The sequence below is a fragment of the Microbacterium sp. CIAB417 genome, from assembly GCF_022788845.1.
In genome coordinates, this window is the sequence record NZ_JAHZUT010000005.1 from 450,553 (window position 1) to 472,335 (window position 21,783).

Sequence of the window (21,783 nt, forward strand, 5' to 3'; positions counted from 1 at the left end):
CATGTCATTGCCCTCCACCGTGCGGCCTTCGCGCGTTCGTTTCCAGATCTTCGGCGTGCTCTGGATCCTCGTACTGCTGAACTTCATCGATCGAGCCGCCCTGTCGATCTCGATGCCGTTCATCAGCGAGGAGTTCGAGCTGACCCCTGAACTCCAGGGGTGGTTGCTGGGGTCGTTCTTCTGGACCTACCTGCTCTTCCAGATCCCCGGCGGCTGGATGCTCGACCGCTTCGGTCCTCGCAAGATCGTCGGATGGGCCGGTGCGATCTGGGGTGGTGCGCAGTTGCTGGGCGGGCTCGCGATGAACGGGATCTTCCTCACCGGGACTCGCCTCGGCCTCGGTGCCGCCGAGGCGCCCGTGTTCCCCGCGGCGTCGAAGCTCAACTCGCGGTGGCTGCCGTCGAAGGAGCGTGCGCGCGGCGCGACGTTCATCGACGCCGCCGGTCCGTTCGGGTCCGCCGTCGGCGGCATCATCGTCACGGCGCTCATCGGTCTCACGGGCGGGTGGCGCTGGGCGTTCATCATCACAGGGGCACTGACGGTCATCGTCGCCGTGCTCTATTACGTGTACCTCCGTGACACCCCCGAAGAACACAAGAAGGTGAACGAAGCGGAACTCGCACACATCCGCAGCGACGCCGACGTCGCCGACAGCGGTACGTCCGGAGCACTGCCGCGCGTGAGCGACTACGCAAGATCCGGCAGCTTCTGGGGCCTGTGGCTCGGACGGCTCGGATGGGCGACCGTGTGGTGGGGCATCATCTCGTGGACGCCGTCGTACCTTTCCAGCGCCATGGGCTTCGACCTCGCGTCCCTCGGCTGGGGCACGTTCCTCGTGTACGGATCCGGTGTGCTCGGCCAGTTGGTCGCCGGCTGGGCGACTGACAAGTTCCGAGCGCGTACGACGAACTACAACCGCGTGATGAAGACGATCCTCGCCGTCTCCGGCATCGGCATGATCGCGTCGATTCTGACGCTTCCGGCGATCCAGAACGGCTACGTCGCCCTGGCAGCGCTCAGCGTCGCCGTGTTCTTCAACCAGTTCGGTGGCATCTACTGGGCATTCCCGTCGTGGCTCGCTCCGAAGGAGCAGGTCGGAACCGTCGGTGGAGTCATGAACGTCGCCTCCAGCGCGGGTGGTGGGATCGCGCCTGTCGTCATGGGCTATGCGATCGCGGCGACCGGGGGATCGTACGCGGGATCCTTCCTCTTCCTGGCCATCGCCGGAGGCGTGTACCTCGTCGGGTCGATGGCGATCAACTTCAACAAGCCCTTGGCACGGGCGCGGCGGGCGGAGGTCACCGCATGACGCCCTACCGTGGGCCCGTCGTGGACGCTCATCACCACTTCTGGGAGCCGGAGCTCGGCAGGCAGCCCTGGCTGCTCCCGGATGCTCGGATCCCATTCCGCTACGGCGACTACGAGGCGATCAAGCGGAGTTATCTCCCACCGGATCTGATCGCCGACGCCGAGGGTTTCGACATCGTGGGGACCGTCACGATGGAGACGGAATGGGATCTCGACGATCCCGTCGGCGAGATGGAGTACACCCAGGGCATCGCCGAGCGCTTCGGGCTGCCGACCGCCTCGGTCGCGCACGCCGTCCTGCGGGATCCCGCGGTCGAGGCGGTTCTCGAGCGACTCGCGCACATCCCGCTGGTCCGCGGCGTTCGCAACAAGCCGGGGCAGGCGGCGTCGCCGGCTGAAGCGGCGTCGAACCCCAGCCTGTTGTCCGACGAGGGCTGGCAGTCGGGGTTCGCGCTGTTGGACAAGTACGCCCTCGATTTCGAACTGCAGGTGGCGTGGTGGCATTTCGATGAGGCTTCTGCGCTCGCCTCCCGTTTCCCGGACACGCAGATCATCATCAACCATGCGGGTCTTCCCGCCGATCGCTCTCCGGCAGGCATCGCGGGCTGGACAGCAGCGCTGCGGACAATGGCGGCGCACGAGAACGTCGCGATCAAGATCTCGGGCATCGGACTGCCCGGCGTCCCCTGGACCGTGGCGAACAACCGGATCATCGTCGAGACGGTGGCAGAGGTCTTCGGCACCGATCGGATCATGTTCGCCAGCAACTTCCCGGTCGACTCGCTCACGGGGACGTATCGGGACATCTTCGGGGGATTCGCCGAGATCGCCGCGTCGTGGTCACCGGCCGAACAGCGGGCGGCCTTTCTCGCGAACGCGGTCCGGTACTACCGGCTTCCTGAGCAACTGCTCGGCGCCTGAGGCCCGTGAGCGTCTGACGGGTGAACAGCGCGCCAACGCGCGTGCTGTTCACCCCGCCGTCACCGCCCGGGACTACCCTGCTGGCATGCGCAGAACACGACGTCTTCTCAGCGCGGCGGGCATCGGTGCCGCGATCGTCCTCTCCAGCGGCGCCGCAGCCCCGGCCCTCGCCGCTCAGCCCTCGGCCTCGGAAGCGGATGCCGTGCAAGCGTCCGCCGTTGCGGGCAGAGGTGCATCGCCCGTCGACGTCCGATTCGCGACGTTCAACGCGTCCCTCAACCGCGCAGCGGAGGGCCAGCTGGTCTCCGACCTCGCCGCGCCGGGCAACGCGCAGGCGGATGCCGTCGCCGAGATCATCCAGCGCGCGAACCCGGACGTGCTGCTCATCAATGAGTTCGACTACGACGCCGAGGGGGAGGCGCTGGAACTCTTCCAGGACAACTACCTCTCGGTGCCGCACGGGGATGCCCAGCCGGTCGAGTACCCGTACCGGTACACCGCACCGGTGAACACCGGGGTGCCGAGCGGATTCGATCTCAACGGCGACGGCCGTGTCTCGGGCGGGGACGACGCCTGGGGCTTCGGGCTGTTCCCGGGCCAGTACGGCATGGCGGTGTACTCGAAGTTCCCGATCGACGAACAGGCGATCCGCACCTTCCAGAACTTCATCTGGGCGGACATGCCCGGCGCACTGCTGCCGGACGACCCGTCCACGCCCGAGCCGGCCGACTTCTATTCGGAGGAAGAGCTCGCGGCATTCCCGCTCTCGAGCAAGTCGCACTGGGATGTTCCGATCCGGGTGTCGAAGAACAAGACCGTGCACTTCCTCGTGTCGCATCCGACGCCGCCGACCTTCGACGGCGCGGAGGACCGCAACGGTACCCGCAACCACGACGAGATCCGCTTCTGGGCCGACTACATCTCCGGCGGGAGGACCGGGTCGTACATCGTGGATGATGAGGGTCGCCGCGGCGGCCTCCGCGGCGGCGACCTGTTCGTGATCGCCGGAGACCAGAACGCCGACCCGAACGACGGGGACTCCACGGCGGGAGCGATCGATCAGCTGCTCGAGCACCGTGCGGTGAACTCCCGCTCGGTGCCGGCCGCCGACGGCGGTGCCGAGGCGGCCGTGTTGCAGGGCGGCATCAACGACGAGCACACCGGCGAGCCGGCGCAGGACACGGCGGACTTCTCCGAACCACCGGGGAATCTCCGCGTGGACTACGTGCTGCCGAGCCGGCAGATCCGCATCGTGGACTCCGCCGTCTTCTGGCCCGCGCAGGCGGACCCGTTGTCAGCGCTCACCGGTGTCTACCCGTTCCCGTCGAGCGATCATCGGCTGGTCTGGGCCGACCTCGACGTCCCGGGTGCGAAACGCGGTCGCTGACCCACCTTCGAGACAGACCCCGTCTGAGTGACGAGGCCCCGTCTTGTTCACGCCGATAGTGAGAGGTCTCGTGAACAAGGAGAGGTCTGTCGCGGCGGGCGGGCTTTGCGAGAGCGCGGACGGGCGGGCCTCCCCGGCCGCGCGTGCAGGCCCGGCTCAGTCGCGGAGCCGGCGGGCCAGCGCGTCGATGTCCGAATCGCTCACACCGGCATCCGAGAGGTAGGAACGCACGTCCAGGTCCGACAGCCATTCTCGCAGGACGGCGACACGGTCTGTGATGCGCTCCTCGATCTCCTCATCGCTGAACGCCGGCTCGACGTACCCGCCCTGTCCGGGAACCGGCGCCGCGGGCAGGTCGCGCGCGTGCCGTCTGCTCGCCTCGCGGAAGCCACCGGCGTAGTCCGCGAGGATGGCGTCGTGCTCGACCCCTGTCAGCGCGAGGAGCATCGCGGCGACCATGCCCGTGCGGTCGCGTCCGCCCGCGCAGTGGAACAGCACCGGCCCGGGCGATGCGGCCAGCGCCGAGAAGACCGCGGCGAACCGCTCCGGGTACATCCGGATGTTGTCGCCGTACGAGCGCGGATGATCCAGCCACGGGCCGCACACGCTCAGGAACTCCGGATCGTCCGGATCCTCGGTCGGCGCGTGCACGATCACGACCCCGTCGGCATGCCCCACCGACACCGCGGGGTCCGAATCGCGGCGCTGCCGCTCCGGGGCGTTGCGCAGGTCGATGACGGTGCGGACGCCGGCATCGCGCAGCGCCTGCCATCCGGCATCCGTCATCGTCTCGGGGCGACCGGAGCGGTACACGCGCCCGAACGGCGTCGTACCGCCGTCGACCAGGGCGAGCCCGCCCAGGTCGCGCAGGTTGAACGCCCCGTCCCAGTCGGTCATGCCGTCGTCAATCGTGCGATCTCCCGGATGAACGCGTCGACGTCGCTCTCCGCGGTGTCGAAGCTGCACATCCACCGCACTTCGCGTCGCGCGGCGTCCCAGTCGTAGAAGCGGAACGACTCCCGCAGGCGATCGGCGACGCCCTCGGGGAGGATCGCGAACACGCCGTTCGCCTGCGTCGGCTGCATGAACTCGACTCCGCGGATCGAGCCGTCCGCGAGCCCCGCCTCGATGCCCGAGCGCAGGCGCTGCGCCATCGCGTTGGAGTGCGCGGCGTTGCGCAGCCACAGATCGCCCTCGAGCAGCGCGATGAGCTGCGCCGAGACGAAGCGCATCTTGGACGACAGCTGCATGTTGAACTTGCGCGAGTAGATCAGGCCGTCCGAGGCCTCGGGGTTCAGCACGACGACCGCCTCCCCGAGCATGGCGCCGTTCTTGGTCCCGCCGAAGCTCAGCACGTCGACGCCGGCGTCGCGCGTGAAGGCCGCGAAGGGGAGGCCGAGCGCCGCAGCCGCGTTCGAGAGGCGGGCGCCGTCGAGATGCAGCTTCATGCCGCGCTCGTGTGCGTGGTCCGCGAGCGCGCGGATCTCCTCCGCCGTGTACAGGGTCCCCAGTTCGGTCGACTGCGTGATCGAGACCACGAGCGGCTGCGCACGGTGCTCGTCGCCCCAGCCCCAGGCCTCTCGGTCCACGAGCTCGGGGGTCAGCTTGCCGTCCTCGGTGGGCACGGTGAGCAGCTTGAATCCTCCGATGCGCTCGGGCGCACCTCCCTCGTCGACATTGATGTGGGCGGTGGATGCCGCGATCACCGCGCCCCAGCGGGGGAGCATCGACTGCAGGCCGGTGACGTTGGCCCCCGTGCCGTTGAAGACCGGGAACGCCTCGGCATCCGCTCCGAAGTGGGAGCGGAACACCTCCTGCAGCCGCTCGGTGTACACGTCCTCGCCATAGGCGACCTGGTGCCCGTCGTTCGCCGCGGCGATCGCCGCCAGGACCTCGGGGTGGATGCCGGAGTAGTTGTCCGACGCGAATCCGCGGATCGCGGGGTCATGAAGGGTGCTCACCAGGCAAGCCTATGTCGGATGTCGGTGCGGCCCATTACGCTCGACCCCATGGACCGGACGATTGCTCGACGCGCCTTCGCGAATGTCCTCGTCAACACCCTGATCGCCAACGTGACCACGAGCTTCCTCTGGTTCGCGCTCACCTTCTGGGTGTACATCGAGACGCAGTCCGTCCTCGCCACGGGCATCATCGGCGGGGCCTACATGCTCTTCGTCGCGATCTTCGCCATGGCCTTCGGGACGATCGTCGACCGGCACCGCAAGCACGCCGTGATGGTGCTCTCCAGCGTCATCTCGGCCGTGGCGTTCGCTATCGCGGGCATCCTCTACCTGTGGCAGCCCGAAGCGCAGCTGCTGAACCTCGGAGCGCCCTGGTTCTGGCTGTTCTCCGGGATCATCCTGTTCGGCGGCGTCATCGAGCAGCTGCGCAACATCGCCCTCTCGACGACCGTGACGCTGCTGATCGAAGAGGACAAGCGCGCCAACGCGAACGGCCTGGTCGGCACGGTGCAGGGCATCGCGTTCCTCGTCACCAGCGTGTTCTCCGGCCTGTCCATCGGATTCCTCGGCATGGGCTGGACGCTCCTCATCGCGATCGTGGCGATGGGGCTGACGTTCCTGCATCTGCTCTTCGTGCGCATCCCCGAGAGCGAGCCGCACCCGGATCCCGACGCGCCGAGCGCCCTGGACTTCCGCGGCAGCGTCACGGCCATCCGGCTGGCACCGGGACTGTTCGCGCTGATCGTCTTCTCCACGTTCAACAATCTCATCGGCGGCGTGTACATGGCGCTGATGGACCCCTACGGGCTCACGCTGTTCAACGCGCAGGAGTGGGGCTTCGCGCTGGCGTTCTCCTCGACGGGCTTCCTCATCGGCGGTGCACTGGTCGCCAAGTTCGGGCTCGGCAAGCGGCCTGTGCGGACCCTGCTGCTCGTCGTGATCGCGATGGGGCTGCTCGGCTCCGTGTTCATGCTGCGGGAATGGTGGCCGCTGTACGTCGTCGGCATGTGGGTCTACATGATGCTGGTGCCGCCGGCCGAGGCGGCGGAGCAGACCGTGATCCAGAAGGTCGTGCCGTTCGAGCGGCAGGGGCGCGTGTTCGGCGTCGCCGCGGCGATGGAGGCGGCAGCCGCTCCGATCACGGCGTTCCTCATCGCCCCGATCGCCGAGTTCCTCGTCATCCCGTACATGGACAGCCCGGCCGGTCAGCGCCAGTGGGGCTGGCTCCTGGGCGAGGGAGAGGCCCGCGGCATCGCCCTCATCTGCCTGTTCGCGGGGATCGTCCTGGTCGTGGCCGCGGGCGTCGCCTTCCTCACGCGTTCGTACCGCAAGCTCAGTGAGCTGTACGCCACGGCTCCGGAGCAGGAGGTCGGCCCGGATGCCGAGGCGCACGCCGGGGCCGACGAGCATCAGGATGCCGCGGCATCCGGCTCTGCGCACTCTCCGGACGCTCCGCCGCCCGTGCGTGGCATGCCGCCCGAGATCCCCGAACACCGGTCCTGAACGCCGAAACAGGTTCTGCGACACCTCTCGGCATCCGCGCCACGTCCTTGCTGGCGCATTCGTCGAAAGGTGTCGCGGAACCGCTCAGAGATCGATGATCCGGTCGTTCAGCGCGGAGGCGTCGGTATCCCAGAGGGCGAGCACGGCGGCAGCCAGGGCATCCGGATCCAGGCTCTTCGCCCGGAAGACGACGGCTGCCGCGCGAAGCGTCTCCCCGGCGTCCCGCGCGGACTTCGCGTAACCATGCGCCACGGCCCTGGTCCAGGCTTCGCTCGCGGCCTTGATGGCTGCGTAGTTCGCCCCGCCGGCCAGAGGGCGGGCGACGGCGGTCGACGACACGATCGCGAACCGGCCGGCGTCCGACGCTCGAAGCGCTGCGTCGAACGCCCGGCTCGTCGCGCGAACCGACTGCAGCGCGGGCAGCAGAGCGTCGAAGTCCTCGTCGCCCTGCCCCGCGAGGCCGCCGCCTCCGCGCCAGCCGCCGACCAGCGAGATGACCCCGTCCACCCGGCCTGTCCGGGCGGCGAGAGAAGACATGGCGGCGAACGACGTCGCGTCCGCCACCTCGACCCGGGCGCCGGCATCTCGCAGCTCCGCGAGCCGCTCCGATGAACGCCCGGTCGCGATGACGCGCGCGCCGGCCCCCGCCAGCGCACGAGTCACCGCCCTCCCCGCAGCACTGGTCGCCCCCGCGACCAGCACCACGCGCCCTGCGGCCCCCGCTTGGCTCATTCCGGCTCCTTCCGAGGGCGCGATCGCCCGGTCAGTCGTCCGTCCCGCGGATCCCGGAAGTCGAGGCGATCACATCGCGCATCTTCTTCTCCAGGGCCTCGAAGAACATCGACAGCGGGAACTCGTCGGGGAGCACGGCATCCGTGTACCCCTTGGGAGCGCCAGCGAGCACCTCGTCCGGGAGGCCGCGCGCCCACGCGGATGCCGGGTTCGGCGTCACCACCGAACTGACGAGCTCGTACGCGGCGAGCCAGTGCGCGGTCTTCGGCCGGTCGATCGAGCGCCAGTACAGCTCGTCGATCGCGGAGCCGAGGGCGATCACGGCATCCGGAACGCCGTCCCAGTCGAACGCGAGAGCCGTGTCGGTCCAGTGCAGCACGCCGCGCTGGTGCAGCCACGCGAACAGCAGTTGCCCGCCGAGTCCGTCGTAGTTGCGCACCCGCGTGCCGGTGATCGCGAACCGGAAGATCCGGTCGAAGATCACCGCGTACTGCACGAGGCCCGCGTGCTCGAGCATCTCCCGCTCGGCATCCGACAGGTCCTCCCCGTCCGCGGCGCGGGACGCGAGCCGTCGCTGGATCGCCACCGACTCGCGGAACGCCGTCAGGTCGCACCGCAGCTCCTCCAGCGAGTAGAGGAAGAACGGCATCCGCTGCTTGATCATGAACGGATCGAAGGGCAGGTCTCCGCGCATGTGGGTGCGGTCGTGGATGATGTCCCACATCACGAACGTCTTCTCGGTCAGATCCTGGTCGTCCAGCATCCGCGCGGCCTCCGCGGGCAGGTCGAGCTTGGTGATCTCGGCGGCGGCGCGGACCACGCGCCGATAGCGCGCCGCCTCGCGATCCTGGAAGATCGCCCCCCACGTGAACGGCGGGATCTCGCGCATCGCGACGGTCTCGGGGAACAGCACCGCCGAGTTCGTGTCGTATCCGGGTGTGAAGTCGATCAGCCGCAGGGACACGAACAGCTTGTTGCCGTAGTCGCCGGCTTCGAGCTCGGCGACGAAGTCGGGCCAGATCGCCTGCACGATGAGCGCCTCGACGAGCCGGTCGCTCGATCCGTTCTGCGTGTACATCGGGAAGACGACGAGATGCCGGATGCCGTCGACGCGGTGCTGCTGAGGCTGGAACGCGACGAGCGAGTCCAGGAAGTCCGGGACGCCGAAGCCGGTGTCCGCCCAGCGCCGGAAGTCCTCAACCGAAGCCGCCAGGTATTCGGCGTCGTGAGGGAACGCGGGGGAGAGGGCGCGAATGCCCGCGATGATCGCGGCGACGTGCGCCCGGGCGGCGTCGTGGTCGGCGGCGTCCGGGATCGACCCGTCCTTGACCTGCAGCTCCCGGATCGCGATCGCGGCGTCCTTCAGCATCCGCCAGGCAGCGCTCGACTCTGCGGTCCGAGCGTCCTCGACGACCTCGGGCTCGCCGATGATGGCCTTGACAGCAGGAAGAGTGGACATCGGGACCTCCGATCCGGACGATTGGCGGAAATTCTCCGGTGGATACCGGATGCAACCGATATTCTTCCATGCATGGATGATGCTGTCGACCGCGCGATCCTCGCCGAGATCTCCCGGGATGCGCGAGCCACCCTCGCGCAGCTGTCCGATGCCGTGGGGCTGGGGACCTCCGCCGTGCAGTCCCGGCTCAAGCGCCTCGAAGCGCGCGGCGTCATCACGGGTTACCGTGCGCTGGTCGATGCCGAGCGGGTCGGGAAGCCTCTCTCGGCCTTCATCGAGATCACGCCCCTGGACCCCGCGCAGCCCGACAACGCCCCCGAGCTTCTCGAGCACCTCTCGGCCATCGAGGCCTGCCACTCGATCGCCGGAGATGCGAGCTACATGCTCTTCGTCCGCGTCCCCTCCCCGCGGGCGCTGGAGGAGCTGGTGCGCGACGTGCGCCTCGCGGCCAACGTCAGCACGCGCACCACGGTCGTCCTGCAGACGTTCTACGAGAATCGTCCCGTCGTCCCGGCCGAGTGACCTGCCGCGGCGCTCAGAGCACCGCGCCCACCATCGCCTCGCCGAGCGGGGTGCGCAGATGCAGCACTCGGTTCCCGCTGCGCTCGCTCCCGACCAGCCCCGCCTCGCGCAGCACCGTCAGGTGATGAGATGCCGTCGACGCCGCGATCCCGGCGTCCGCTGCCACCTGCGATGTGGTGCGCGCGGACCCTGCAGACAGGAGGATGCCGGCGCGCGCGGGACCCAGAAGAGCGCCGAGGGCTGCAGCGATCTCCGTGGCGTCGCGCGCCCAGCCCGCCGTGACGCCCCGAGCCGGATAGAACAGCGTCGGCTGCGCCGGGGGCTCGGTGAGCACCATGCACCCCCACGACGACATGACGCTCGGTACGAGGACCAGACCACTGCCGCGGCAGTCCACCTGCTCGCTGTGACGGCGCAGACGGACGCGCACTGCTCCGTCGCCCCAGCTCACGTTCGGGTGCAGGTCGCCGGCCATCGCGTGGATGCCCGATGTCGCGATCGTGCGCGACCGGGCGGCGATGTCGGCGCGCAGCAACCGCTCCAACTGCGGCCACACCGGGGCCATTGCCGCGTCCCACACGTCCGACCAGGCCTGCGCGATCAGACGACGTGCGCGGACGGGATGCTCCCGCATGTCCTGCAGGGCCCGCTGCCGGGCACCGCTCGATCGCAGCACCATCTTGCCGAAGTCGACGCGCATGGGATCGAGCTCCGCCGAACGCAGGGCGTCGAGCTCCTCCTCGGCGGTCATGTCCCAACGCGGCGCGGCCGTGAGGAAGTCCGGCATGTACCCGTCATCGCCGATGACGGCCGCCAGCAGGCCGAAGCTCTCGCGGGGGAGGCGATCCCGCACCGTGCGCAGCCAGCCCCACTGGAGCGGATGCTGGGCCGGGCGCAGCAGTACGCGTACGGCGTGCGCGAGCTCGTGCCCGGGGGAGATGCCGAACCGCACTGCCTGGATGTCGCCCGGCGTGAGGTGGAACTCGACCCGGTGATGGGGATGCTCGACGCCCTCCACCGGAGCCGTATTTCGATCCACATCGAAACTCTAGGACGTCGCCATGGCCCTGTCGAGACTGATGTCATGAACCGCACACCATTCCCCGACGGAGTCGTCGCCGCGGAGGACATCCGCCTCGGCTCCGGTCGAAGCCGCAAGTTCGTCGGTGCCGAGCACGGCGCCGACGTGTCCTACTTCTACGTCGAGAATCAGCCGGGCGAAGGGCCGGGACTGCACTGGCATCCCTACTCCGAGACCTGGGTCGTTCTCGAGGGCGTCGCGCGCATCACGCGCGGCCAGGAGACCTTCGACGCCGTCGCCGGCGACACGGCGACGGTCGCCGCGCGCGTGCCGCACGGATTCGTGAACGCCGGCACCGGCGTGCTGCGCATCCTGTGCATCCACGCGTCCGCCATCATGATCCAGACGTTCCTCGACGAGGACTGACGAAAGCAGGAGACGCATGTCCTTCCAGGCCTACCTCGACAACATCGAGACCAAGACGGGGCTCACCCCGAGGCAGTTCATCGACCTCGCCGCGGAGAAGGGATTCGGCGCGGACACAAAGGCCGCACCCATCCTCGAATGGCTCAAGGCCGACTACGACCTTTCACGCGGCTACGGCATGGCCCTCGTGCACGTCATCACGAAGGGCCCGCAGATCAGCGCGAAGCACGTCGGCACCGACGGCGCGCACGCCGACCCGTCCGACACGCTGTGGCTGGACGGGAAGGCCACCAACCCGCAGTCCGGAAAGGAGAACGCATGACCGTGCGCGTCGACCTCAACATCTCCCTCGAGGGATTCGCGGCGACAGCGGATCAGACGCCGGAGGACCCGATCGGCCGGGACTGGATGCGGCTCGTCGCCGCGTACACGGGCACCCGGACGATGCAGGAGCGCGTCTTCGGCGACACGTCGGGGGCGGGCACGACCGGTGTGGAGGAGAAGTACGCCAGCGCGTACTTCCAGGGGATCGGCGCCGAGATCATGGGCGCGGGGATGTTCGGTCTGCACCTTCACGGCGACGACCCCGAGTGGCGGGGCTGGTGGGGCGACGAGCCGCCGTTCTCGTGCCCGGTCTTCGTTCTCACCCATGTGCCGCGTCCGTCGATCGCCTTCGACAACGGCACGGTGTTCCACTTCGTCGATGCGTCACCCGAGAAGGTCCTCCGCCGCGCGACCGAGGCGGCCGCAGGCGCGGACGTGCGCGTCGGCGGCGGCGTCGACGTGGTCCGGCAGTTCCTCTCCGCGGGGCTCGTCGACCGGCTGCACGTCGCGGTCGTCCCCATCGTGCTCGGCCAGGGGATCCGGCTCTGGGACGGTCTGCGCGGGTTCGAGGACGGCTATGACATCACGAGCGAGGTCGCCGAGAGCGGTGTGACCCACATCACGTTCACGCGCCGCTGACGCCAGGTGAGACAAGGATGCTGCCACTAGGATTCCGTCCGTGGCAGCATCCTCGAACCGCAAGAAGAACACCAAGCGCCGGCCGACCCGTACCAGCGGCAACCCGGCCAAGCGTCCCGTCGTCGAGGCGGGACCGGTCACGGTCCGGGACTGGGTCGGGGCGGCGCGCCTGAGGACCCTGCCGCTCGCCGTCGCCCCCGTGGTCATCGGCACCGGTGCCGCCCAGCTGGTGGACCCGAACCTGCACTGGGTGATCGCGCTCGCGTGCCTGGCCGTGGCCGTCCTGCTGCAGATCGGCGTGAACTACGCGAACGACTACTCCGACGGCATCCGCGGCACCGATGCGCACCGCGTGGGACCCGCCCGCCTGACCGCTTCGGGCCGCGTTCCTGCGCGGCGCGTGCTGACCGTCGCCCTGGTGTTCTTCGCGCTCGCCGCCGTCGCGGGCCTGTCGATCGTGATCCGCACGCAGCAGTGGTGGATGCTGGCAGTCGGCGCGGTGTGCATCGTCGCCGCCTGGTTCTACACCGGCGGCAAGCGCCCGTACGGATACTTCGGGCTCGGCGAGGTCTTCGTCTTCGTGTTCTTCGGACTCGTCGCCACCCTCGGAACGACCTGGGTCCAGGCGTTCGCCCTGCCGCACGAGGCGTGGCTGGGAGCCGTCGCGGCCGGCCTGTTCGCATGCGCCGTGCTGCTCGCGAACAACCTGCGCGACATCGACCAGGACAGCGTCGCCGGAAAGCGCACGCTCACGGTGCTCATCGGCAGGCGGGCCACGCAGGTGCTGTACACGCTGTTCCTGCTCGTGCCGTTCGTGATCTCGAGCGTCATCGCGCTGCTCTACCCGATCGGGTGGCTCGCGCTGCTCGCGCTCCTGGCCGGCCTTCCGGCGCTCGCGATCGTCTGGAGCTATCGGCGGGCGGGCGAACTCGTCATCGCGCTGGGGCTCACGTCGCTCACGTCCGTGCTGTACGCGGGAGCGCTATACTGGGCGTTCGTCGGCTGATCCGGTGCGCCGAGGATCTCAGTCCTCGGCGGTCGCGGCATCCTCTGCGGCGGCGTCCTCGGCGGCCGTGTTCTGCGTCCGGCCCTCGGCCCGCGCCGTCCGGCGCTCGTGGATGTCGCTGGACGCCTCGGTCAGCGGGCGACGCAGGAAGAGGAACGAGATGCTCGTGCCGATGAGCGCGGCGAAGATCGCGGTCAGCCACCAGTACTCGCGCAGGATCGGGAAGAACAGCCACATGACGGCCAGGGGGACCAGGAACGCCAGCAGCCGCAGCACGGAGTACACGAGGAGGGGCGGCAGCTTCTTCACCCGGACATTCTAGGCGGCGCGCCTGTGCGGCATCCGTGCCCGGATGCCGCACAGGGACGTCGTCAGCTGCTGCGCCGGATGGCGCGGATGCCGACCGCGAGTCCGACGACCGCGACAGCGGCCGCAGACACCCAGCCCCACACCATCGCCGCGTCGGCGAAGTCCCCGGCGAACAGGGCGCGCTCGGCCTGGACGACCCAGTTGACGGGGTTGACCGACGCGACCACGCGCATCCATGCCGGTCCGTCGTCCAGCGGCAGCAGCATGCCGGACAGGATGAGCAGCGGGAAGATCAGCGACTGCTGCACGCCCCAGAACAGCCACTCGCGGTCCTTCGTCCCGAGAGCGAGTGCGTAGGACAGCGAACCGAGCCCGACACCGAAGACGGCCAGCAGCGCGAGGCCCACGAGCAGCCCCAGTGGATCGATCGTGAAGCCGAACGGCCACGCGATGAGCACGATGATCAGGGCCTGGACCACGATCGGCGCGATCTCCTTGAGGGCGCGTCCGATGAGCAGCGAGGAGCGCGCGAGCGGAGCGACCAGGGTGCGCTCGTGGGAGCCGGTCATCATCTCGTACTGCAGGTTGGAGCCGGTCGCTCCCGTGCCGAACAGCACGATCATGACGAGGACGCCCGGCACGAACCACTGCAGCGTCTCGCCGGCCGGCTGACCGGAGCCGCCGACGAGCAACGGCGCGAACAGGCCGAGGAACACGAGCGGCTGGAGCAGGCTGAAGATCAGCGTGAACGGATCGCGCAGGGTCGGCTTGAGCTCGCGCACGAGGACATTGCGGGTGTCGCGCACCAGGTTGGCGCGCACGAGGGTGTCGGTGGTCATCGGAGTGCTCCTGTCTGGGATGAGGTGTCGGCCGCGCTGTCCGCGTGGTTGGATGCCGGGGCGCCGGCCTCGTCGTCCGCCGACGGGGCCTCCTCGCCCTCTCCCGCCTCGCGCAGCGTGCGACCGGTGAGGGCGAGGAAGACGTCGTCCAGCGTCGGCGGGACTCCGGTGGCGCTGCGGACGGAGATCCCCGCGGCGTCCAGGTCGCGGATCACCGCCGGCAGCAGGCGGTCGCCCTCAGGGACGGCCAGGGAGAGCGAGGCGTCGTCGCGCGTCACGTCGCGGTCCGTGAGTCGCGCGACGATCGGCAGCGCCGAGGCCGCCTCCGCGGCATCCGCGAAGCCGAAGGTCAGCACGTCTCCCGCGAGGGTCGCCTTCAGTGCGGCGGCGTGGTCGTCCGCGATGATGCGGCCGCGGTCCATCACCATGACGCGCTCGGCGTAGCGGTCGGCTTCCTCCAGGTAGTGGGTCGTGAGGAAGACGGTGGTGCCGTGCTCCCGGCGCAGCTGCAGGATGTGCTCCCACAGGTTCGCCCTGCTCTGCGGATCCAGGCCCGTGGACGGCTCGTCGAGGAAGAGCAGCGGCGGCGCGTGCATCAGGCCGAGCGCGATGTCGAGGCGGCGCTTCTGACCGCCGCTGAGCTGCTGCACCGTCCTGGTGGCGAATCCCGCCAGGTCGAGCGACTCGATGAGCTCGTCCGCGCGGCGGACGCTGGCCTTCTTGGACATCCCGTAGAAGGCGCCCTGGCTGAGCAGCTCGTCGCGCACCCGCTGCGCGAAGCTGCCGCTGGTGAGCTGACCGACGTAGCCGATCCGGGCGCGCACGCCCGCGGCATCCGCGCGGATGTCGCGGCCGACCACGCGTGCCGTGCCTGACGTGGGGGGAATGAGCGTGGTGAGCATGCGGAGGCTGGTGGACTTGCCCGCTCCGTTCGGACCGAGGAACGCGACGAGCTCGCCCCGGTTCGCTGCGAAGGTGAGGTCGGTGACGGCGGCGACCTGTGCCTTCTTGACGGTGAAGACCTTGGTCAGGCCCTCGGTCTCGATGATGTGTTCGTGTGCCATGCACCGAGCGTAGAAATCAATGCGGACAGATCCTGTCCGCATGATGAGACAATCTTGAGGACATGACCGACACCACCTCGCGAGCACTCGCGCTGCTCACCCTGCTGCAGACGCATCGGCACTGGTCGGGAGCAGAACTCGCCAGACGCCTCGCCGTCACCGAACGCACCGTGCGGCGCGACGTCGACCGTCTGCGCGAGCTCGGCTATCGGGTCGAATCGGCTCCTGGGTCCGCCGGGGGCTATCGTCTCGAGGCGGGCAGCGCCGTCCCGCCGCTGCTGCTCACCGATGACGAGGCGGTCACGATGGCGATCGGGCTGCGCGTCGCGGCGACGCAGCAGCTGGTCGGCGGCCCTGAGGTGTCGCTCACGGCCCTCGCAAAGCTGGAGCAGGTGCTGCCGGCGGTTCTGCGTCGCCGAGTGAACGCGCTCGCCTCGGCCGTCCATCCCTCGCGCCTCGGGCAGGGTCCCGCCGTGTCGCCGGTCGTGCTCGGCGAGCTCGCGCTCGCCGCGCGCGACGGGGAGCGCGTGCGGCTGCGGTACACGGACGCCGCCGGGGTCCGCAGCACCCGCCGGGTCGAGCCGCACGTGCTCTCGCCCGCCGACCGCAAGTGGTATCTGCTGTGCTGGGACCTCGACCGGGACGACTGGCGGACCTTCCGCGTGGATCGCATCGACGAGGTGGAGCACACCCGCGTGCTCTTCTCGCCGCGCGCGATCAGCGAAGAGGAGGTGGCCGAGCGCATCCTGCTCGCGACGTCCTGGTCCCCGCAGAAGGTCGAGGCCGACGTCGTCATGGACCTGCCGCTGGAGGAGATGCAGGAGCACTTCGGCGTGTGGGCGCAGGGCGCGACCGCGGAGGATGCCGCACGCACGCGCTGGCCGATCGGCGGCGGCGACTGGCGCGAGGCGCTGTACGGAATGCTCTACATCCCGGCCGGCGTCGAGTACGTCACGGACTTCCCCGAGCCGGAGCGGTCCGAGCTGCGCGAATCGCTCGAGCGCGCGCTGCGCGCCCTGGGCGCCGAGCCGCCGGACCCGCGTCACGAAGCGTCATCCGTCGACTCATAGGTTTATCCCAGGTCGCGACCCTGGCCACGATGGTCACGGCCAGGTAACGTCGACCCCGTCGCACGACATCGCGGCGGTCCGGGCGGTCCCGGGCTCCGGCTCATACCTGAGAGCGTTGCGGGTTCGACTCCCGCCGCCGCGTCCACTCCCGGTCGGCCGGGCAGGCATCACTCCGATGCGGACGGTCGCAGCACCACCTTGATGCATCCGTCCTCCTTGCGCTGGAACGTCCCGTACAGCTCGGGCGCATCCTCCAGCGGAGCACGGTGGGTGACGAGATCCATCACGCCGAGCGGGTCGTCGGGGTCCTCGACGAGCGGCAGCAGCTCGTCGACCCAGCGCTTCACGTTGCACTGCCCCATCCGCACGGTGATCTGCCGGTCGAACAGCGTCTTCATCGGGAGCAGATCCGCGTCGCCCGCATAGACGCCGCTGACCGACACCGTGCCGCCGCGGCGGACGAGGTCGATCGCGCTGTACAGGGCGCCGAGACGATCGATCCCGGCCTTGCCCATCACTCCGCGCGCCAGCGCATCGGGGAGCAGCCCGGTCGCACGCTGCGCCACGGCCACAGCCCGGTGCCCGTGCGCTTCCATGCCCACCGCGTCGATCACCGAGTCGAAACCACGCCCACCGGCGGCCGCGACCAGATCCTGGACGATCGTGTCGGTGAGATCGTAGGCCAGCACGCCGTGTCGCTCCGCCATGGCACGTCGCTCGGGCACCGGGTCCACCGCGATGACGCGGTGACCGTGAAAGGCCCCGATCCGGGCCGCGAGCTGTCCGACCGGTCCCAACCCGAGCACAGCGAGGGTTCCGTCCTCCGGGACCTGCGCGTAGTCCACCGCCTGCCAGGCGGTGGGCAGGATGTCGCTGAGGAACAGGTAGCGCTCGTCGGGGAGTCCTTTGCGGACGCGGATGTGGTTGTAGTCCGCCAGCGGCACGCGGAGGAGTTCGGCCTGCCCGCCCGGAACCTGCCCGTACAGCTTCGTGTATCCGAACAGGGCCGCTCCGCTGCCGTACTCCTTCACCTGGGTCGTCTCGCACTGCGACTGCAGCCCGCGCCGGCAGAGGAAGCAGTGCCCGCACGCGATGTTGAACGGTACGACGATCCGGTCGCCGACCGACAGCTCGGTCACGGCGTCGCCGGTCTCGACGACCACGCCCATCGCTTCGTGGCCCAGGATGTCGCCGGGATCCAGGTACGGCCCGAGAAGCTCGTACAGATGCAGATCCGAGCCGCAGATCGCGGTGGACGTGACGCGGATGATCGCATCTGTCGGCTCCTGGATCGTCGGATCCGGGACGTCCTCAACGCTGACGCGGCGCGTCCCCTGCCACGTGAGCGCCCTCATTCTCCGGTCTCCCGTTGGAGTTCTCCGGTCTCCCGTTGGAGCAGTTCTGCCGTCATGCGCATGCTTCCTTCCGTCGGCTCAAGTCTCGAATCGACGAAGCGACCTCGGGAGGGGGTTGACAGGCCGTGCGGAGCGGATGGGAGGCGCCTGTGTCGCACGTGCCGGAAGATTCTTGCGGTTTCCGCGTAATGGATGCAACGGGATGAACTCTCATGGGTGACGGGCCTACCCGAAGGGCCCGTCGTCCATGGTGCCGCCCCAGCGGTGCCGACGCACAGGCGCGTGATCTTCACGCGCCTTTTCGGCGTACACACGGGGACTAAGGGGAGAAATGTCCGAACACATCGCGCCGCGCTCGCGCGCGCGCACATTCGTCCACTGGCTGGCCGGGATCCTGGTCGCTCTGCTCGCCGTCGGAGGCCTCGGCACTCCGGCGTTCGCGGCGGGCGGCAAGGTCACGCTGTTCCCGGTGGAATCCGGGACCAACCACAACGGCATGCCGGTGCTGACCGAAGGCGGAACCTACCGCCTGCAGTTGGGCTACGGGAGCATGGACGACGGAGCCGTGGTCGAGATCGCACTGCCCGAGGGCATCACGATCCCCGACCCGGCGCTGGTCGTCCCGGCGGGGAACACCGCCGTCGAATCGCTGGCCGTCAACGACGCCGGGCGGCTCGTGGTGACCTTCAGTGATCCGTTTCCCGCGGACGTCAATCAGGGCGTGCTGGACCTGAGCTTCACGGTCGACGTGGTCGAGCAGTCCGAGGTCCGCGACCTCGTCTGGGAGGTCGACGGCGAGCGGACGACGCAGAAGGTCATCGTCACCGAGCAGGGCGACAGTCCCCAGAACGTGAACGACGGGGCGCGCAAGACCGTGTCCGGCGTGTCGATCCCGCACACGATCGTCGACGGGACCGTCGTCTTCGACGAGAGTGTCCTGGACATCGAGATTCCCTACACGATCACGGTCTCCAGTGCTCAGGCGCGCAGCGTGACGATCGCCGACACGCTCGGCGATCACCTCGCGTTCGTCGCCGGTTCGTTGTCCGGATCGAAGGTCGTCCGCGACGAGAACGGTCTGAACCCGACGCGCACGGAACTCGCCGAACTGCCTGACATCTCGGGCGGATCATTCGCCCACGAGTTCGAGGCCGAGGCACGCTCCGTCTACACGTTCACTTACGGGGCGAAGATCGCGGATGCCGCGGCGCTCGCCGAGCTGCGCGACGAACTGCAGGCCGCGTACGACGCCGTGGACCCGCTCGACGGCGGCAGCTATTCCGTTGTGCTGACCAACTCCGCCGAGATCAACGGCCGCACGAGCGCGACCGAGACGCGGATCGGCGGCACCGTGAAGGGGCAGGAGCGTCCGGGAACCGGCACCGCCTTCAGCAAGACCGTGGACCGCACCGAGGTCGCTCTGGACGAGCGGCTCGAGGCGGGAGGCGAACTGGCCGACGGCATCCCGGTGACCTACACGCTCGGCGCGGATCTCACCGTGTTCGCGGACTTCGCCGACGGGCCCTTCGCCCTGACGCGCAACGTCGTGATCCGTGACACGCTGGCGGATCAGGCGTCCTGGAACATCGAGGACGACGGATTCCTGCACCTGACCGACCAGAACGGCGAGCAGGTCGCGCTGGCTCCGGCATCCGATCTGACCGGCGATGTCGAGCAGGCGATCGCCGCCGACGCCTACGTCGGTACGTACGCGATCTCGGGCCGCAACCTCTACGTGAACATCGGCAAGGACGTCTCGAAGAAGTACACGCTCACGGCGAAGGCCACCATCGAGGCACTCCCGTCCTGGGCCGCCTCGCAGACGCCGTACGACACGCGATACCGCGTCGACAACAACGCCTACTTCGTCTACGCCGACGGACGGTACGAGGCCAAGGGGGCCTCGACCACGATCATCGTGCCGAAGGACACGTCGGGAGGGGTGGACGATCCGTCCCGGTTCGCCAAGACCACCCGCGGCGGCACGATCACCGTCACCTCGGGCACGGCGGCGCTCATCCCGTACACGTTCACCGTAGGGCGGGGCGTGGGAGACGCGGCGTCCTCGCGCATCGTGGACGAGATCGATCACGACGTGTTCGACGTGACGGAGGAGACGCTTCCGCAGATCAAGGAATCGATCACCGGCACCTACGCGTGGAACTACCCGCTCGACGGAGACACGTTCGATGTCGCGCTGGATGAGACCGGCGACCTGGTGATCACGCCGAACGCGGCGTTCCCGAAGCAGGCCTCGTGGGGCGCGGACGCGCCGGCGCCGTACACCGACACCTGGAACATCACGGTGACGCTGCCCACGCATGTCCTGCAGGGCAAGCAGACGATCGACGTGGACAACTCCGCACGGTACGAGGGTGCCGACCAGGAGATCGTCTACACGTCGAGCTCGAGCACGACGGCGACGACCTTCGGCAACGAGATGGAGGTGCGCAAGAGCGTCTACGACGCCGCGAACGACTCCTTCACGTCGAACCTCCGCGTCGAGACCGACGCCGAGGGCGCCCTGGTGGAGGACGAGTTCATCTACCGCGTCGAGCTGATGCCGCACGGCACGTTCTCGAACATGGTCGAGGACGTCGTGGACGTGCTGCCGGCCGGCGTCGAGTTCGTGGGATTCGTGCCCGAGGATCAGGTGGCCGAGGGGAGCACGACGAGCGGAGCGACGTACGCGATCCCGGGATCGAACATCGTCGCGTCCTACGACGTGGAGTCGGACACGGTGACGCTTGCCCGAGGACGCCTCGTCTCGGGGCAGGCGGTGGCGCTGCACTTCAAGGTGCGCGTCGTCGAGCATGAGGCGAACGTCGGCATCACGAACGTGATCGGTTCCGTCGGCGCCACCATCACGCCGACGAACGACTATCCGCTCAGCCTGCTCAAGCGCGACAGCACGAATGCGGCGAAGCTGATCACCGATCCGGGTGCCCGCTTCTCCGTCCTCGCCGCGGACCGCAGCACGGTCGTGCTGAAGGATCTGCGCGTCGTGGACGGGAAGATCGTCACCGCTGAGGGCGCGACGCCCGTCGTCGAGGAGACCGGCACGTACTGGCTGCGTGAGGACGTCGCACCGGCCGGCTACCAGAAGGCCTCCGAGCCGAGCCGGATCGTCGTCGACGAGAACGGCGGATCGGCCGACGTCGTGCTGTTCAACACCCCCGGGGAGACCGTCGAGCCCGACAAGACGTACGCCATCGGCGACGTCGTGTGGATCGACGCCGACCGGGACGGCGTGCAGGACGACGCCGAGCAGGTCCTCCCCGGGGTCACGGTCGAGCTGATCCAGGACGGGAAGGTCATCGCGACCACCACGACGGATGACCGCGGACGCTACCTGTTCGACGAGCTCCGGGCGGGCGAGTACCGCGTGAAGTTCACGCTGACCGAGCGTCAGCAGGAGGTCTACGCCTTCACCACGGCGGATGCCGGTGGGGACGACGCGGTGGACTCCGATGCCGATCCCACGACGGGCCTCACCGCCACGATCGTGCTCGGCGAGGACAACACGCGGTTGACCCAGGAGTACCCGTGGGCCGATGTCCGCGCGACCCAGGGGATCGATCCGACCTGGGATGCCGGCGTGATCGTGCGCGACGTCCCGGTCGACCCGGAGACTCCGGTGGACCCAGGGACCCCGCAGGAGCCCGGTCAGGGTGGGACCGATCCTGCCCAGCCCGGCACCCCTGGGGTGAACGAGCTGCCGCTCACGGGCGGTCCGCTTCCGCTGGGTCTGGCCGCGACCGCGCTCGCGCTGCTCCTCGCGGGCGCCGCGACGCTCATCTGGCGCCGCCGGCGCGCGTGACGCCCGCCGCGTGAGCGTGTCCGGGTCGGTGGGGAGTGTTCCGATGAGCACCCGCATCGACCCGGACTTCGTCGGCGGACCGGGAAGCCGCGGGGCGACTCCCGGGCCCGGCCGGCA

At 69.1% G+C, this 21,783-nt stretch carries 20 protein-coding genes and 1 tRNA gene; 12 read left to right on the forward strand and 9 right to left on the reverse strand.

Annotated features, from left to right (window positions below):
- The first annotated feature begins 1 nt into the window (after position 1).
- The 3 genes from KYX17_RS22975 (at position 2) to KYX17_RS22985 (ending at position 3,616) form a co-directional block, all read left to right on the forward strand.
- Positions 2 to 1,309 carry an MFS transporter gene (locus KYX17_RS22975; protein WP_243229740.1) on the forward strand — a complete coding sequence of 436 codons (1,308 nt, stop codon included), beginning with the start codon at positions 2 to 4 and terminating at the stop codon, positions 1,307 to 1,309.
- On the forward strand, positions 1,306 to 2,229 hold the full coding sequence (locus KYX17_RS22980; RefSeq protein WP_243229741.1) for an amidohydrolase: 924 nt from the start codon (positions 1,306 to 1,308) through the stop codon (positions 2,227 to 2,229). The genes KYX17_RS22975 and KYX17_RS22980 overlap by 4 nt, the downstream gene beginning before the upstream one ends.
- 85 nt (positions 2,230 to 2,314) lie before the next feature.
- Positions 2,315 to 3,616: an endonuclease/exonuclease/phosphatase family protein gene (locus KYX17_RS22985; protein ID WP_243229742.1), complete on the forward strand. Its 1,302-nt coding sequence runs from the start codon at positions 2,315 to 2,317 to the stop codon at positions 3,614 to 3,616.
- A gap of 156 nt (positions 3,617 to 3,772) precedes the next feature.
- On the opposite strand, the gene KYX17_RS22990 is transcribed toward KYX17_RS22985, so the two are convergent.
- Both KYX17_RS22990 and KYX17_RS22995 read right to left on the reverse strand, forming a co-directional pair.
- On the reverse strand, positions 3,773 to 4,513 hold the full coding sequence (locus KYX17_RS22990; RefSeq protein WP_243229743.1) for a tyrosine-protein phosphatase: 741 nt from the start codon (positions 4,511 to 4,513) through the stop codon (positions 3,773 to 3,775).
- Positions 4,510 to 5,577 carry a low specificity L-threonine aldolase gene (locus KYX17_RS22995; protein WP_243229744.1) on the reverse strand — a complete coding sequence of 356 codons (1,068 nt, stop codon included), beginning with the start codon at positions 5,575 to 5,577 and terminating at the stop codon, positions 4,510 to 4,512. The genes KYX17_RS22990 and KYX17_RS22995 overlap by 4 nt, the downstream gene beginning before the upstream one ends.
- Before the next feature lie 48 nt (positions 5,578 to 5,625).
- Here KYX17_RS22995 and KYX17_RS23000 point away from each other — a divergent pair, with 48 nt between their 5' ends.
- Positions 5,626 to 7,080: an MFS transporter gene (locus KYX17_RS23000; protein WP_243229745.1), complete on the forward strand. Its 1,455-nt coding sequence runs from the start codon at positions 5,626 to 5,628 to the stop codon at positions 7,078 to 7,080.
- Positions 7,081 to 7,164: 84 nt separating this feature from the next.
- On the opposite strand, the gene KYX17_RS23005 is transcribed toward KYX17_RS23000, so the two are convergent.
- Together KYX17_RS23005 and KYX17_RS23010 are read right to left on the reverse strand one after the other, a co-directional pair.
- Complete coding sequence (locus KYX17_RS23005) at positions 7,165 to 7,812, reverse strand: SDR family NAD(P)-dependent oxidoreductase (RefSeq protein ID WP_243229746.1); 648 nt, start codon at positions 7,810 to 7,812, stop codon at positions 7,165 to 7,167.
- A gap of 31 nt (positions 7,813 to 7,843) precedes the next feature.
- On the reverse strand, positions 7,844 to 9,271 hold the full coding sequence (locus KYX17_RS23010) for a DUF6421 family protein (RefSeq protein WP_243229747.1): 1,428 nt from the start codon (positions 9,269 to 9,271) through the stop codon (positions 7,844 to 7,846).
- A gap of 72 nt (positions 9,272 to 9,343) precedes the next feature.
- Between KYX17_RS23010 and KYX17_RS23015 the strand changes: the two genes are divergently transcribed.
- On the forward strand, positions 9,344 to 9,793 hold the full coding sequence (locus KYX17_RS23015) for an Lrp/AsnC family transcriptional regulator (protein ID WP_249223961.1): 450 nt from the start codon (positions 9,344 to 9,346) through the stop codon (positions 9,791 to 9,793).
- A 13-nt stretch (positions 9,794 to 9,806) separates the two neighbouring features.
- Here KYX17_RS23015 and KYX17_RS32360 read toward each other — a convergent pair whose 3' ends face one another.
- A complete protein-coding gene (locus tag KYX17_RS32360) occupies positions 9,807 to 10,832 on the reverse strand; it encodes a DUF5937 family protein (protein ID WP_243229748.1) in 1,026 nt (341 codons plus the stop codon).
- Between the two features lie 45 nt (positions 10,833 to 10,877).
- Between KYX17_RS32360 and KYX17_RS23025 the strand changes: the two genes are divergently transcribed.
- From KYX17_RS23025 to KYX17_RS23040, 4 genes are read left to right on the forward strand one after another with little or no spacing between them, the layout of a single operon-like run.
- On the forward strand, positions 10,878 to 11,240 hold the full coding sequence (locus tag KYX17_RS23025; RefSeq protein WP_243229749.1) for a cupin domain-containing protein: 363 nt from the start codon (positions 10,878 to 10,880) through the stop codon (positions 11,238 to 11,240).
- Between the two features lie 16 nt (positions 11,241 to 11,256).
- Positions 11,257 to 11,562 (forward strand): DUF4287 domain-containing protein, encoded by a 306-nt coding sequence (locus KYX17_RS23030; protein WP_243229750.1) that lies wholly within the window; start codon positions 11,257 to 11,259, stop codon positions 11,560 to 11,562.
- Complete coding sequence (locus KYX17_RS23035; RefSeq protein WP_243229751.1) at positions 11,559 to 12,203, forward strand: dihydrofolate reductase family protein; 645 nt, start codon at positions 11,559 to 11,561, stop codon at positions 12,201 to 12,203. The genes KYX17_RS23030 and KYX17_RS23035 overlap by 4 nt, the downstream gene beginning before the upstream one ends.
- A 40-nt stretch (positions 12,204 to 12,243) precedes the next feature.
- The gene (locus KYX17_RS23040; RefSeq protein ID WP_243229752.1) at positions 12,244 to 13,209 is read left to right on the forward strand and encodes a 1,4-dihydroxy-2-naphthoate polyprenyltransferase; all 966 of its coding nucleotides are present in this window, start codon (positions 12,244 to 12,246) and stop codon (positions 13,207 to 13,209) included.
- A gap of 18 nt (positions 13,210 to 13,227) precedes the next feature.
- On the opposite strand, the gene KYX17_RS23045 is transcribed toward KYX17_RS23040, so the two are convergent.
- The 3 genes from KYX17_RS23045 to KYX17_RS23055 form a co-directional block, all read right to left on the reverse strand.
- On the reverse strand, positions 13,228 to 13,518 hold the full coding sequence (locus KYX17_RS23045) for a DUF4229 domain-containing protein (RefSeq protein ID WP_243229753.1): 291 nt from the start codon (positions 13,516 to 13,518) through the stop codon (positions 13,228 to 13,230).
- Positions 13,519 to 13,580: 62 nt separating this feature from the next.
- Entirely contained in the window at positions 13,581 to 14,357 is a 777-nt protein-coding gene (locus KYX17_RS23050; protein WP_243229754.1) for an ABC transporter permease, read from the reverse strand.
- Entirely contained in the window at positions 14,354 to 15,421 is a 1,068-nt protein-coding gene (locus KYX17_RS23055; RefSeq protein ID WP_243229755.1) for an ATP-binding cassette domain-containing protein, read from the reverse strand. The genes KYX17_RS23050 and KYX17_RS23055 overlap by 4 nt, the downstream gene beginning before the upstream one ends.
- A gap of 62 nt (positions 15,422 to 15,483) precedes the next feature.
- Between KYX17_RS23055 and KYX17_RS23060 the strand changes: the two genes are divergently transcribed.
- Together KYX17_RS23060 and KYX17_RS23065 are read left to right on the forward strand one after the other, a co-directional pair.
- Positions 15,484 to 16,491, forward strand: a complete 1,008-nt coding sequence (locus tag KYX17_RS23060; protein WP_243229756.1) for a YafY family protein — start codon at positions 15,484 to 15,486, stop codon at positions 16,489 to 16,491.
- 69 nt (positions 16,492 to 16,560) lie between these two features.
- Positions 16,561 to 16,636, forward strand: a tRNA-Met gene (locus KYX17_RS23065).
- 22 nt (positions 16,637 to 16,658) lie between these two features.
- On the opposite strand, the gene KYX17_RS23070 is transcribed toward KYX17_RS23065, so the two are convergent.
- Positions 16,659 to 17,846 (reverse strand): zinc-dependent alcohol dehydrogenase, encoded by a 1,188-nt coding sequence (locus KYX17_RS23070; protein ID WP_243229757.1) that lies wholly within the window; start codon positions 17,844 to 17,846, stop codon positions 16,659 to 16,661.
- 331 nt (positions 17,847 to 18,177) lie between these two features.
- Between KYX17_RS23070 and KYX17_RS23075 the strand changes: the two genes are divergently transcribed.
- Entirely contained in the window at positions 18,178 to 21,666 is a 3,489-nt protein-coding gene (locus KYX17_RS23075; protein ID WP_243229758.1) for an SdrD B-like domain-containing protein, read from the forward strand.
- The last annotated feature ends 117 nt before the right edge of the window (positions 21,667 to 21,783 follow it).

Bases quoted from the DNA above. Each gene is read 5' to 3' on its own strand.
- KYX17_RS23010 (WP_243229747.1), bottom strand. From the start codon at position 9,271: ATGTCCACTCTTCCTGCTGTCAAGGCCATCATCGGCGAGCCCGAGGTC.
- KYX17_RS23055 (WP_243229755.1), bottom strand. From the start codon at position 15,421: ATGGCACACGAACACATCATCGAGACCGAGGGCCTGACCAAGGTCTTC.
- KYX17_RS23075 (WP_243229758.1), top strand. From the start codon at position 18,178: ATGTCCGAACACATCGCGCCGCGCTCGCGCGCGCGCACATTCGTCCAC.
- KYX17_RS23005 (WP_243229746.1), bottom strand. From the start codon at position 7,812: ATGAGCCAAGCGGGGGCCGCAGGGCGCGTGGTGCTGGTCGCGGGGGCG.
- KYX17_RS23025 (WP_243229749.1), top strand. From the start codon at position 10,878: ATGAACCGCACACCATTCCCCGACGGAGTCGTCGCCGCGGAGGACATC.
- KYX17_RS22985 (WP_243229742.1), top strand. From the start codon at position 2,315: ATGCGCAGAACACGACGTCTTCTCAGCGCGGCGGGCATCGGTGCCGCG.
- KYX17_RS23000 (WP_243229745.1), top strand. From the start codon at position 5,626: ATGGACCGGACGATTGCTCGACGCGCCTTCGCGAATGTCCTCGTCAAC.
- KYX17_RS22990 (WP_243229743.1), bottom strand. From the start codon at position 4,513: ATGACCGACTGGGACGGGGCGTTCAACCTGCGCGACCTGGGCGGGCTC.
- KYX17_RS23030 (WP_243229750.1), top strand. From the start codon at position 11,257: ATGTCCTTCCAGGCCTACCTCGACAACATCGAGACCAAGACGGGGCTC.
- KYX17_RS23060 (WP_243229756.1), top strand. From the start codon at position 15,484: ATGACCGACACCACCTCGCGAGCACTCGCGCTGCTCACCCTGCTGCAG.
- KYX17_RS23070 (WP_243229757.1), bottom strand. From the start codon at position 17,846: ATGAGGGCGCTCACGTGGCAGGGGACGCGCCGCGTCAGCGTTGAGGAC.
- KYX17_RS23050 (WP_243229754.1), bottom strand. From the start codon at position 14,357: ATGACCACCGACACCCTCGTGCGCGCCAACCTGGTGCGCGACACCCGC.
- KYX17_RS22980 (WP_243229741.1), top strand. From the start codon at position 1,306: ATGACGCCCTACCGTGGGCCCGTCGTGGACGCTCATCACCACTTCTGG.
- KYX17_RS23035 (WP_243229751.1), top strand. From the start codon at position 11,559: ATGACCGTGCGCGTCGACCTCAACATCTCCCTCGAGGGATTCGCGGCG.
- KYX17_RS22975 (WP_243229740.1), top strand. From the start codon at position 2: ATGTCATTGCCCTCCACCGTGCGGCCTTCGCGCGTTCGTTTCCAGATC.
- KYX17_RS23015 (WP_249223961.1), top strand. From the start codon at position 9,344: ATGGATGATGCTGTCGACCGCGCGATCCTCGCCGAGATCTCCCGGGAT.